At 37.7% G+C, this 11,784-nt stretch carries 11 protein-coding genes and 1 pseudogene; 11 read left to right on the top strand and 1 reads right to left on the bottom strand.

Translation table 11 applies throughout. The features are described from left to right. Nucleotides 1–33 precede the first annotated feature (33 nt). From N8L90_RS04430 to N8L90_RS04415, 4 genes and pseudogenes are all read left to right on the top strand, one after another. Nucleotides 34–719, top strand: a pseudogene (locus N8L90_RS04430) (ABC transporter ATP-binding protein). Beyond that, nucleotides 716–1,456 (top strand): lantibiotic immunity ABC transporter MutE/EpiE family permease subunit, encoded by a 741-nt coding sequence (locus N8L90_RS04425; RefSeq protein ID WP_000590350.1) that lies wholly within the window; start codon nucleotides 716–718, stop codon nucleotides 1,454–1,456. The pseudogene N8L90_RS04430 and the gene N8L90_RS04425 overlap by 4 nt, the downstream one beginning before the upstream one ends. Further along, nucleotides 1,434–2,096 (top strand): ABC-2 family transporter permease, encoded by a 663-nt coding sequence (locus N8L90_RS04420; RefSeq protein ID WP_261024337.1) that lies wholly within the window; start codon nucleotides 1,434–1,436, stop codon nucleotides 2,094–2,096. The genes N8L90_RS04425 and N8L90_RS04420 overlap by 23 nt, the downstream gene beginning before the upstream one ends. A gap of 162 nt (nucleotides 2,097–2,258) precedes the next feature. Beyond that, nucleotides 2,259–2,894: a NisI/SpaI family lantibiotic immunity lipoprotein gene (locus N8L90_RS04415; protein WP_045606116.1), complete on the top strand. Its 636-nt coding sequence runs from the start codon at nucleotides 2,259–2,261 to the stop codon at nucleotides 2,892–2,894. A gap of 212 nt (nucleotides 2,895–3,106) precedes the next feature. On the opposite strand, the gene gdhA is transcribed toward N8L90_RS04415, so the two are convergent. After that, the gene (gene gdhA / locus N8L90_RS04410; RefSeq protein ID WP_261024333.1) at nucleotides 3,107–4,453 is read right to left on the bottom strand and encodes an NADP-specific glutamate dehydrogenase; all 1,347 of its coding nucleotides are present in this window, start codon (nucleotides 4,451–4,453) and stop codon (nucleotides 3,107–3,109) included. 227 nt (nucleotides 4,454–4,680) lie between these two features. Here gdhA and N8L90_RS04405 point away from each other — a divergent pair, with 227 nt between their 5' ends. The 7 genes from N8L90_RS04405 to N8L90_RS04375 all read left to right on the top strand — a co-directional run bounded on the left by N8L90_RS04405 (nucleotide 4,681) and on the right by N8L90_RS04375 (nucleotide 11,673). Further along, nucleotides 4,681–5,616, top strand: coding sequence for a dihydroorotate oxidase (locus N8L90_RS04405; RefSeq protein WP_261024332.1), 936 nt, complete (start codon nucleotides 4,681–4,683; stop codon nucleotides 5,614–5,616). 32 nt (nucleotides 5,617–5,648) lie between these two features. Then, nucleotides 5,649–6,686, top strand: coding sequence for a DNA polymerase III subunit delta (holA, locus tag N8L90_RS04400; protein WP_261024331.1), 1,038 nt, complete (start codon nucleotides 5,649–5,651; stop codon nucleotides 6,684–6,686). A gap of 458 nt (nucleotides 6,687–7,144) precedes the next feature. After that, nucleotides 7,145–7,750, top strand: a complete 606-nt coding sequence (gene sodA, locus N8L90_RS04395; RefSeq protein WP_261024329.1) for a superoxide dismutase SodA — start codon at nucleotides 7,145–7,147, stop codon at nucleotides 7,748–7,750. Between the two features lie 155 nt (nucleotides 7,751–7,905). Beyond that, entirely contained in the window at nucleotides 7,906–8,436 is a 531-nt protein-coding gene (locus N8L90_RS04390; RefSeq protein ID WP_261024327.1) for a YutD family protein, read from the top strand. 20 nt (nucleotides 8,437–8,456) lie between these two features. Continuing rightward, nucleotides 8,457–9,542 (top strand): dual-specificity RNA methyltransferase RlmN, encoded by a 1,086-nt coding sequence (gene rlmN / locus N8L90_RS04385; RefSeq protein WP_000804760.1) that lies wholly within the window; start codon nucleotides 8,457–8,459, stop codon nucleotides 9,540–9,542. Further along, complete coding sequence (locus tag N8L90_RS04380; protein ID WP_261024325.1) at nucleotides 9,542–10,015, top strand: VanZ family protein; 474 nt, start codon at nucleotides 9,542–9,544, stop codon at nucleotides 10,013–10,015. The genes rlmN and N8L90_RS04380 overlap by 1 nt, the downstream gene beginning before the upstream one ends. A 116-nt stretch (nucleotides 10,016–10,131) precedes the next feature. After that, the gene (locus N8L90_RS04375; RefSeq protein ID WP_173253317.1) at nucleotides 10,132–11,673 is read left to right on the top strand and encodes an ABC-F family ATP-binding cassette domain-containing protein; all 1,542 of its coding nucleotides are present in this window, start codon (nucleotides 10,132–10,134) and stop codon (nucleotides 11,671–11,673) included. Nucleotides 11,674–11,784 lie beyond the last annotated feature (111 nt).

The raw sequence follows: 11,784 nt of genomic DNA, 5'->3' as shown, positions 1-11,784 counted from the left end.
CATACAAGTATAAAACAAGGAGGAATTATAGTTATGAATATACAAGTTCAAAAACTTAGAAAATCATATAAGGATAGAGAAGTACTGAAAAATATTTCTTTTGAAATAAAAGAGGGGAGTATTTGTGGATTATTAGGTATTAATGGTGCAGGAAAATCAACAATTATGAAGATTATTTTTGGTCTTGAAAATGCTGATAGTGGTACGGTTATTTTTAATGGGAAAAAAATGCGGGTATATATGAGATTGGAGCGCTTATTGAAACTCCAGCTATCTACATGAACTTATCTGCTTATGATAACTTAAAAACAAGAGCATTGTTATATGACATTTCTGACGAACGAATTAATGAAGTATTAAACTTGATTGGGCTATCTAATACGGGAAAGAAAAAAGCAGGGAGCTTTTCTTTAGGTATGAAACAACGTTTGGGATTAGGTATGGCAATAATTACTAGTCCAGATTTGCTCATTTTAGATGAACCTACCAATGGATTGGATCCAGATGGTATAAAGGAATTGTTGAATTTAATGATTTCTTTAAAGAAATCAGGAATGACAATTCTTTTATCTAGCCATCAACTGTATGAAGTTAGTAAAGTGGCAGATAAAGTTGTTATTTTACATGATGGTCAAATTTTTTACGATGGTTCGAATGTTCAAAGTGATGATTTAGAATCTTTATTTATAAGAATTGTTCATGGAGGTGACGCAATATGATAAAAATATTTAAATCAGAATGGTTAAAACAGCGAAAAAATACATCCAAAAAATTCTTGATAATAGCTCCTGGATTGTCGATTTTAATAGCTGTATTACTTGTTGGACCGAGTATTCTAGAAAGTTTTTCAATATATTGGTGGGAAGCCGTCTTTTTGTATACGCTTATTGGATTGTTATTTTTATATGATTATAAAGCAGAAGAAGCTGCAGGAAACTTCCAGAATATATACTTTCGAAATGATAGCATAAAAATATATATCGTAAAGATACTTTTAAAATTAAAAGATTTACTCATTTCGAACGTATGGTTTTTAGCTATATTATTATTTACAAGTAATTTTTTGTATGGCGACTTAATATCATTGAATATAATTGGTGACTTAATTTGTTTAGTACTTATTTCGATAACATCCATATGGGTATTGCCACTCTTGTATCTATTTTCGAAACGGATCAACCCCTATATCTTAGTATCTATTAACTCCTTGATTTGTTTTTTGGTTGCACCTTTTATCGCTCAAAGTAGCTTTTGGTTCTTCTTTCCTTTTACATATCATTATAAAATTGCTTATAGTCTTATGTATATAAAACCGTCAGGAGATTTGGATTTAACAAATCATGTAACAGACGTTAAAATGGTAGTATTTACCGTATTTCTATCATTGATTCTATTTATTGTTTCTTTGTTAATGTTAAATTGGAGGTTAAGTAATGATCCAATTGCTAAAAAGTGAAATGTTTAAATTTAAAGGTTCGTATCAACTATACATTATTTTGATTTTGTCTACTATACAACTATTGACAATTCCAATTTACATATTATCTGTAAATAACACAATTGTATTGGAAAATATTATCTTTTTACCCATGTTAGGCTATTGTATGATAACTACGATAATCACTTTATTAGTATCTGAACAAGAAATCAATGCTAATAATTATCAGAATATTAGGAGCGGGAGAAATATATCCAGTATATGGGGAGCGAAACTTTTTGTGTTAGATTTACTATTATCTTTACTCACTATTCCTTTATGGGTAGTTGTAGGTATAGAGTTAGGACACTTTTCATATTATTTTTACGTAGGAATAGTTAGTTGGTTATTACTAATATTGCTAAATCATTTCCACATGCTATTGACATTGTTTATTGCGAAAGGTGGAAATTTACTTTTAGCTGTTGTAGAAAGTTTATTTATATTATTTGCAACAAATAAAGTTTTTCTTAATATTTTTTGGATTCCAGTAATTTTACCAGTTAATATAATTTTAGAAAATAATTCTAGAAGCACAACCAATTTACTAGCTTTAACTTTTTATGTTGTATTATTGTTTGTTGCTAATTTAGTAATTGTGAGCAGAAAAGGCGTTTAATTATATGCTATGATGGAAATGAAGGAAGTGTTAAATTTTTGGATGGAAGTTTGGGAATTGTTTTGACTTTACTTCATATCCAAAATAAGTCTGTCAAGACATATTGGAGAGAAGCGTTATTAATTTTTGATAATTTAACTATAGAAAATTAGGAGGAGAACTATGAAATTCACAAAGATCTATCTTTCCGTAATTTTTTTCTTAAGTTTACTTGGATTGACTGGATGTACATATGAGAAGTATGATGTTAAATTTCTCGACTCAAGTTATAATCGATTCGATTATAAAGGAGAGCATTATGGTGTAACTAATCAATTAATTTCATATGAAGATATTGAAAGTAAAGTAAGCAATCATGATGATACTTATGAAATAAAGAATGATTTGTTGGAGATTGGTGACTTATATCAGACCAAAAATAGAGAATTTGCCATAAAAATTGATAGTACTTTCTATAAATGTAGACTACTTGATAATATTTCTAAAGAAGAACTACTAAAAGTTTCTGACTTATTTAATGTTCACTTAGTAGGAGGATTTGCTATCAATGAGCAAGAAGCCAGAGAATTGAAGATAGGGGAACAATCATTTACAATTACTGAAGAAATTGTTCCAAAAGAAGAGCTTAGTGCTACAGTTGCTAACTTAGATAATCAAGTGAAGTCAGTCACTAGATTATCAGGGGAGCATGAAAGTTGGAAATATGGAGAAATATGTTCTTTAGAAAATCAGTCTATCCACGAGAAAGTAGCAGTTAAATTGAATGGAGAATATCATTTGGCCTTCTTAAGAAGTTGAACTGGGTAAAAAGTATTTAAAAGAAAAAAGCGCCAAATAATAGAGCGACTACATTAGTAGCTTAAAAACATGATTAAACCGCTATTCTTAGGAGTAGCGGTTTTTCTTTTTTTGGCTAGTGGGTAAGAAAGGGGCGAGTAAGTAATTTTCTAACTGTTTAACTCAACCAAAAAATCCTCAATCGGAGCGATTGAGGATTGAGCAAATGAATGTTAAACAATACCTTGTGCAATCATAGCGTTTGCTACATTTTCAAAGGCAGCAATGTTAGCTCCTGCAAGGTAGTCTTTATCAAGACCGTATGTTTCTGAAGTTGTTTTAGCTGTGTTGAAGATGTTTGTCATGATGTCTTTGAGACGTCCATCAACTTCTTCACGAGTCCATGAAAGGCGAAGACTGTTTTGGCTCATTTCAAGGGCTGAAACGGCTACACCACCGGCATTTGCAGCTTTAGCAGGTCCGTAGAAAATACCATTTTCTTTGTAAACTTTGATGGCATCAAGGTCGCTTGGCATGTTGGCACCTTCAGATACACAGATAACGCCTTGAGCAACCAAACGTTTAGCTGCTTCACCGTTGATTTCGTTTTGAGTCGCACATGGAAGAGCGATGTCATAGTTTCCAGCGTAAGTCCATACAGAACCTTCATGATAAGTAGCGGTTGCTTTCTCAGCTGCATACTCAGTCAAACGAGCGCGACGTTTTTCTTTAACATCAACCAAAAGATCGAAGTCGATACCATTTTCATCGATGACATAACCATTTGAGTCAGATACAGTGATAACAGTTGCACCAAGTTCAGTTGCTTTTTGAAGAGCGTATTGAGCAACGTTACCAGAACCTGAAATAACAACTTTCTTACCAGCGAAGCTATTACCGTTAGCTTTAAGCATTTCTTCAGTGTAGTAAACCAAACCGTAACCAGTTGCTTCTGGACGAATCAAGCTACCACCAAATCCAAGAGGTTTACCAGTCAAGACACCAGCATCAAATTGGTTAAGACGTTTGTATTGACCGTAAAGATAACCAATCTCACGTCCACCAACACCGATATCACCAGCAGGTACGTCAAGTGATGGTCCGATGTGTTTTTGCAATTCAGTCATGAAGCTTTGGCAGAAACGCATCACTTCAGCATCTGTTTTACCTTTAGGATCGAAGTCTGATCCACCTTTACCTCCACCGATAGGAAGTCCAGTCAAGACGTTTTTAAAGATTTGTTCAAATCCGAGGAATTTCAAAATCCCTTGATTTACAGTTGGGTGGAAACGAAGTCCGCCTTTGTATGGTCCAACAGCTGAGTTGAATTGAACACGGTAACCACGGTTTACTTGAATGTTTCCATCACGGTCAACCCAAGGAACACGGAAAGAAATCACGCGTTCTGGCTCAGTGATACGTGCCAAGATATTTTCTTCGATATACTCAGGGTGTTTTTCAAATACAGGTTCTAAAGTGTTGAAAAATTCTTCAACAGCTTGGAGGAATTCAGCCTCGTGCCCGTTACGAGCTTTTACAGTTTCAAACACGCTTTGGATATATTCTTTAGCAGATGTCATATCGTTCTCCTTAAATTCAAATTTAATTATGTGTGTCATTATAGCAGAATTTTTTTTAACTGTAAAGAGAAAAAACAAAAATTTTCTAAAAATTCTATCAATTTAGTTTTGAGACTTTTTAAAATAGATAAAAAACGAACCTTTTTCTTGTAAATATCTTTCTCAAAGAGAAAATCTGAAAATGTGGTATAATATTAGCAATAAAAGGAATCTGGAGGATCAGAATCATGGTATCAACAAAATCACAAATTGCTGGTTTTGAGTTTGACAATTGCTTGATGAATGCAGCAGGTGTGGCTTGTATGACGATAGAGGAGCTAGAAGGGGTTAAAAACTCAGTTGCAGGAACCTTTGTCACAAAGACAGCGACCTTGGACTTTCGTCAGGGGAACCCTGAGCCACGCTATCAAGATGTTCCACTTGGTTCTATCAACTCTATGGGCTTACCAAATAATGGCTTAGACTATTATTTGGACTATCTTTTGGATTTGCAGGAAAAAGAGCCAAACCGAACTTTCTTTTTATCTCTAGTTGGCATGTCTCCAGAGGAAACCCATACTATTTTGAAAAAAGTCCAAGAGAGTGATTTTCGTGGTCTGACTGAGCTAAACCTATCCTGTCCAAATGTTCCAGGAAAACCTCAGATTGCCTATGATTTTGAGACAACAGACCGGATTTTGTCAGAAGTATTTGCCTACTTTACCAAACCTCTTGGGATTAAGCTCCCACCATATTTTGACATTGTTCACTTTGATCAAGCAGCTGCTATTTTCAACAAGTATCCTCTCAAGTTTGTCAACTGCGTTAACTCTATCGGAAACGGCCTCTATATAGAAGACGAATCTGTCGTTATTCGTCCTAAAAATGGTTTCGGTGGCATTGGTGGGGAGTATATTAAACCAACTGCTCTAGCCAATGTTCATGCTTTCTACCAACGCTTAAATCCTCAAATCCAAATCATCGGAACAGGTGGCGTTCTGACTGGTCGTGATGCCTTTGAACATATCCTCTGTGGAGCGAGCATGGTGCAGGTGGGAACCACCCTTCATAAAGAAGGCGTCGGTGCTTTTGACCGAATTACCAATGAACTGAAAGCAATCATGGCGGAAAAAGGGTACGAAAGCCTAGAAGATTTCCGTGGGAAATTGCGCTATATTGACTAAATTCATTAAAAAATCAGAAGAAAGGAGAGAAGATGCTAGCCATTGAAGAAAGTCAGAAGTTGACTTTATTAAATTTACCTAGTCTGAGCCTATTTACAGGGACAGATCAGGGTCAGTTTGAAGTTATGAAGAGTCAAGTATTGAAACAGATTGGCTATGATTCTGCTGACCTCAACTTTGCCTACTTTGATATGAAAGAAGTAGTTTACAAGGATGTGGAACTGGAGTTAGTCAGCCTTCCTTTCTTTTCGGATGAGAAAATCGTGATATTGGATCATTTTGTCGATATCACAACAGCCAAGAAACGCTTTTTAACAGATGATGAGCTCAAGTCATTTGAGGAATACCTTGATAATCCTTCACCAACAAGCAAGTTGTTAATCTTTGCAGAAGGAAAGCTGGATAGCAAAAGGCGGTTGGTTAAATTACTTAAGCGGGATGCCAAGGTCTTTGATGCAGTAGAATCCAAAGAACAAGAATTGCGCCAGTATTTCCAAAAGTGGAGTCAGAAACAAGGTCTGCAGTTTGCTAATCATTCTTTTGAAAATCTTCTCGTCAAGTCGGGTTTTCAATTTAGTGAAATTCAGAAAAATCTCCTCTTTTTACAGTCCTATAAGGAAGACTCTGTTATCGAGGAAGAGGATATTGTTAACGCTATTCCCAAGACCTTACAGGATAATATTTTTGATTTAACTCAGTTTATTCTGACTAAAAAGATGGACCAGGCGCGCGATTTGGTTAGAGACTTGACCTTGCAAGGTGAAGATGAAATTAAACTGATTGCAGTCATGCTAGGACAATTTCGGACTTTTACTCAGGTGAAGATTTTGTCGGAGTCTGGGCAAACAGAATCTCAGATTGCAAGTAGTCTAGGAAGTTTTCTCGGACGCAATCCTAATCCCTATCAAATCAAGTTTGCGCTGAGAGATGCGCGAGGACTTTCCTTGAGCTTTTTGAAGCAAGCTATTTCTTATTTGATTGAGACAGACTATCAGATTAAGACAGGTCTTTATGAAAAAGGTTTCCTTTTTGAAAAAGCACTCCTACAGATTGCTAGTCAGGTAAATTGATATTTTTTGAAACTACAACCCACGTCAGGATTATCTTGTCGTGGGTTTCTTGCTGATTTGCTTGTTTTATACTCAATGAAAATCAAAGAGCAAACTAGGAAACTAGACGCAGGTTGCTCAAAGCACTGCTTTGAGGTTGTAAATAAGACTGACGAAGTCAGCTCAAAGCACTGCTTTGAGGTTGTAAATAAGACTGACGAAGTCAGCTCAAAACACTGATTTGAGGTTGTAGATAAGACTGACGAAGTCAGCTCAAAACACTGTTTTGAGGTTGTAAATAAGACTGACGAAGTCAGTAACATATCTACGGCAAGGCGACGTTGACGCGGTTTGAAGAGACTTTCGAAGAGTATTATTAGAAAGTATTTCAGTGATTTCTTCATCTATAAGCAAAAAACTTGAAAAAAGTGAATGTTTGCGTTATCATTTTCATATAGAAAGAAAAAGAGGTATTACAGATGGCTATTATCTTACCAGATCTTCCATATGCATACGACGCTTTGGAACCATACATCGATGCGGAAACAATGCACTTGCACCATGACAAACATCATCAAACTTATGTCAACAATGCTAATGCAGCTCTTGAAAAACACCCTGAAATCGGTGAAGATCTTGAAGCCTTGCTTGCTGATGTAGAATCTATCCCAGCTGATATCCGTCAAGCGCTTATCAACAATGGTGGTGGACACTTGAACCACGCTCTTTTCTGGGAATTGATGACTCCTGAAAAAACAGCTCCATCAGTAGAACTTGCAGCAGCAATCGATGCAACATTTGGTTCATTTGAAGAATTCCAAGCAGCCTTCACTGCAGCAGCAACAACTCGTTTCGGTTCAGGATGGGCATGGTTGGTTGTCAACAAAGAAGGGAAACTTGAAGTGACTTCAACAGCAAACCAAGACACACCAATCTCAGAAGGCAAAAAACCAATCTTGGGCTTGGACGTTTGGGAACATGCTTACTATGTGAAATACCGCAACGTGCGTCCTGACTACATCAAAGCTTTCTTCTCAGTGATCAACTGGAACAAAGTAGATGAATTGTACGCATCTGCTAAATAATGATAGTTGGAGGGAAGAATTGTTCTTCTCTTTTTAAGGTTATATTATTTTGGTCTGACAAAATCGTCAGACTTTTTTCATTTTTATGAGAAACGTGCTAACTGCTAGAAATTATGGTAGAATAAAGTATTAAGTAATCGTGAAAAAGGATATCTATGCGAAAAGAAATTGCACCTGAATTATACAACTATAACAAGTTTCCTGGTCCTGAGTTCCATTTACATGGGGACAAGGTTGACACGGAAGGGATAGCTTTTTCCTTGGTGGAAAATATCAAGGATGCCTTTGATGTGACGGCTTTTAATCAGCGTTTTTCAGAAGTCTTAACCAAGTTTGATTATATCGTTGGAGACTGGAGCAACGAACAGCTTCGTCTACGAGGTTTTTACAAGGATGAGCGAACAGAAGAAAAACTTGAAAAAATCAGTCGTTTACAAGACTATCTTTTAGAGTATTGTAGTTATGGTTGTGCCTATTTTGTTCTAGAAAATGAAGCCCCTAAGCGAGCATCATTTGACAAGAAAATGCGTAAGAAGGAAGAAGAAACGCCTTCTAGAAAAGGAAAGAAACCGGTTCAAACCAAACGAAAACCGAATGCAGATAAGAAAAATAGACGTCGTCAGAAAGACCAGCATTCTCAGAAAGAGGACAAGGGGCAACGTCATTTTGTCATTCGTCAGAAGTGAGTAGAGAATAAGGAGAAGAAATGAAACCGTCAATTTATAGTTTAACACGTCAAACCATGCAGGAATGGGTATTGGAGCAGGGAGAAAAGAAATTCCGTGCAGATCAAATCTGGGAATGGCTTTACCGTAAACGTGTCCAGTCATTTGAAGAGATGACCAACCTTTCCAAGGATTTGATTGCTAAGCTTAATGACCAATTTGTAGTCAATCCCTTGAAACAGCGTATCGTTCAAGAGTCTGCTGATGGGACAGTTAAATATCTTTTTGAGTTGCCTGATGGCATGCTGATTGAGACAGTACTCATGCGTCAACACTATGGTTTATCTGTCTGTGTGACCACTCAGGTCGGCTGTAATATCGGTTGTACCTTCTGCGCTTCTGGTTTGATTAAGAAACAACGTGACCTCAATAATGGAGAAATCGTAGCGCAAATCATGCTGGTTCAGAAATACTTTGATGAGCGTGGTCAGGACGAACGCGTCAGCCATATTGTTGTCATGGGGATTGGTGAACCATTTGATAACTACAACAATGTCTTGAATTTCGTTCGTACTATCAATGATGACAAGGGAATGGCCATCGGTGCTCGTCACATTACGGTTTCAACCTCAGGTTTGGCCCATAAAATTCGTGATTTTGCTAATGAAGGAGTTCAGGTCAATCTTGCCGTTTCCCTTCACGCACCGAACAATGAATTACGCTCAAGTATCATGAAGATTAACCGTGCCTTTCCGATTGAAAAACTCTTTGCTGCTATTGAGTACTACATCGAAACAACCAATCGTCGTGTGACCTTTGAGTATATCATGCTCAATGAAGTTAATGACGGTGTAGAACAAGCCTTGGAATTGGCTGAATTGCTCAAAAACATTAAGAAATTGTCTTATGTAAACTTGATTCCTTATAACCCAGTTAGTGAGCATGACCAATATAGCCGTAGTCCTAAAGAGCGCGTGTTGGCTTTCTATGATACGCTTAAGAAAAAAGGGGTTAACTGTGTGGTTCGTCAAGAACATGGTACAGATATTGATGCAGCTTGTGGACAATTGCGTTCTAATACAATGAAACGTGACCGCCAGAAAGCAGTTGCAGCAGTCAATCCTTAATGATGAAGAAGACTTATAATCATATTTTAGTCTGGGGAGTCATTTTCTATAGCATTTGCATTGTCTATTTTTGCTTTACTCCTCAAGAACAATCTCCCGTGGGGGTGGAAACTCCAGGTATTCAGCATCTTGGACGCCTGGTTTTTCTTTTGACTCCTTTCAATTCTTTCTGGAAACTGGGTGAAGTGAGTGACATTGGACAATTATGTTGGATTTTTCTACAAAATATCCTCAATGTCTTCTTACTTTTTCCTCTGATTTTCCAACTCCTTTATCTCCTTCCAAACTTGCGGAAAACAAGAAAAGTGATCTTTTTCAGTTTTCTAGTGAGTCTTGGAATCGAGTGTACGCAGCTAGTCTTGGACTTTTTCTTTGATTTTAATCGTGTCTTTGAGATTGATGATTTGTGGACCAATACCTTGGGTGGCTATCTGGCTTGGCTACTTTATAAACGATTACATAATACTCAATGAAAATCAAAGAGCAAACTAGGAAGCTAGCCGCAGGCTGTACTTGAGTACGGCAAGGTGAAGCTGACGTGGTTTGAATTTGATTTTCGAAGAGTATAAAAACAAGATAAGGAATTAAAATGAGTATTTTAGAAGTTAAAAATCTGAGTCACGGTTTTGGTGACCGTGCAATTTTTGAAGATGTGTCCTTCCGTCTCCTCAAGGGGGAACATATCGGTCTGGTTGGTGCCAATGGTGAAGGAAAATCAACCTTTATGAGCATTGTGACTGGTAAGATGCTGCCAGATGAAGGGAAGGTTGAGTGGTCCAAATATGTGACTGCCGGTTACTTGGATCAGCACTCTGTCCTTGCTGAAGGGCAGTCGGTGCGCGATGTTCTCCGTACGGCTTTTGATGAGCTTTTCAAGGCGGAAGTCCGTATCAATGACCTTTATATGGAAATGGCTGAAGACGGAGCAGATGTTGATGCTCTCATGGAAGAAGTGGGAGAACTTCAAGACCGTTTGGAGAGTCGTGATTTCTATACCTTGGATGCTAAGATTGATGAAGTAGCGCGTGCCCTTGGTGTCATGGACTTTGGCATGGATACGGATGTAACCTCTTTGTCAGGTGGGCAAAGAACCAAGGTACTTTTGGCTAAACTCCTCCTTGAAAAGCCCGATATCTTGCTTTTGGACGAGCCGACCAACTATTTGGATGCTGAGCATATTGATTGGCTCAAGCGCTATCTCCAAAACTATGAGAATGCCTTTGTCCTTATTTCACACGATATTCCATTCCTGAACGATGTGATTAATATTGTCTACCATGTGGAAAATCAACAGCTGACGCGTTATTCTGGTGACTACTACCAGTTCCAAGAAGTCTATGCTATGAAGAAATCTCAGCTAGAGGCAGCCTACGAACGTCAGCAGAAAGAGATTGCAGACCTCAAGGACTTCGTAGCTCGAAACAAAGCGCGTGTTGCAACACGAAACATGGCCATGTCCCGTCAGAAGAAATTGGATAAGATGGATATTATCGAACTGCAAAGTGAGAAACCAAAACCATCCTTTGATTTCAAACCGGCTCGTACACCAGGGCGCTTTATTTTCCAAGCCAAGGATTTGCAAATTGGTTATGATCGTCCTCTGACCAAGCCTTTAAATCTTACCTTTGAACGTAATCAAAAGGTTGCTATTATCGGGGCAAATGGTATCGGGAAAACAACTCTCTTGAAGTCCCTATTGGGCATTATTCCACCAATCGCTGGGGAGGTTGAACGTGGAGACTACCTAGAACTTGGCTACTTTGAACAGGAAGTAGAAGGAGGCAATCGTCAAACACCACTAGAGGCTGTCTGGAATGCCTTTCCTGCACTTAACCAAGCAGAAGTCCGTGCAGCCCTTGCCCGTTGTGGTCTGACAACCAAGCATATTGAAAGTCAAATTCAGGTCTTGTCAGGTGGGGAACAAGCCAAGGTTCGTTTCTGTCTCTTGATGAATCGTGAAAACAATGTTTTAGTGCTGGACGAGCCGACCAACCACTTGGATGTGGATGCCAAGGATGAACTCAAACGCGCTCTCAAAGAATACAAGGGATCTATTCTTATGGTCTGTCACGAACCAGACTTTTATGAAGGTTGGATGGACCAAATCTGGGACTTTAACAAGTTAACTTAAAAATGAGGAAAAAAGAAATACAGTACCGTATGTGGAGTCTACTGAAAAAGTCATCAAATTGATGGCTTTTTTGTTATACTAGAGATGAGGTGAGATGATGCTTGATAATCA

It is taken from the genome of Streptococcus mitis (assembly GCF_946190115.1).
In the GTDB taxonomy this organism is placed as follows: domain Bacteria; phylum Bacillota; class Bacilli; order Lactobacillales; family Streptococcaceae; genus Streptococcus; species Streptococcus mitis_CO.
Note: the sequence above shows the minus strand (reverse complement) of the source record. Positions and strands in the feature narration are given on the sequence as shown.

Bases quoted from the DNA above. Each gene is read 5' to 3' on its own strand.
- N8L90_RS04405 (WP_261024332.1), top strand. From the start codon at position 4,681: ATGGTATCAACAAAATCACAAATTGCTGGTTTTGAGTTTGACAATTGC.
- N8L90_RS04380 (WP_261024325.1), top strand. From the start codon at position 9,542: ATGATGAAGAAGACTTATAATCATATTTTAGTCTGGGGAGTCATTTTC.
- rlmN (WP_000804760.1), top strand. From the start codon at position 8,457: ATGAAACCGTCAATTTATAGTTTAACACGTCAAACCATGCAGGAATGG.
- gdhA (WP_261024333.1), bottom strand. From the start codon at position 4,453: ATGACATCTGCTAAAGAATATATCCAAAGCGTGTTTGAAACTGTAAAA.
- N8L90_RS04375 (WP_173253317.1), top strand. From the start codon at position 10,132: ATGAGTATTTTAGAAGTTAAAAATCTGAGTCACGGTTTTGGTGACCGT.
- N8L90_RS04420 (WP_261024337.1), top strand. From the start codon at position 1,434: ATGATCCAATTGCTAAAAAGTGAAATGTTTAAATTTAAAGGTTCGTAT.
- N8L90_RS04425 (WP_000590350.1), top strand. From the start codon at position 716: ATGATAAAAATATTTAAATCAGAATGGTTAAAACAGCGAAAAAATACA.
- N8L90_RS04415 (WP_045606116.1), top strand. From the start codon at position 2,259: ATGAAATTCACAAAGATCTATCTTTCCGTAATTTTTTTCTTAAGTTTA.
- N8L90_RS04390 (WP_261024327.1), top strand. From the start codon at position 7,906: ATGCGAAAAGAAATTGCACCTGAATTATACAACTATAACAAGTTTCCT.
- holA (WP_261024331.1), top strand. From the start codon at position 5,649: ATGCTAGCCATTGAAGAAAGTCAGAAGTTGACTTTATTAAATTTACCT.
- sodA (WP_261024329.1), top strand. From the start codon at position 7,145: ATGGCTATTATCTTACCAGATCTTCCATATGCATACGACGCTTTGGAA.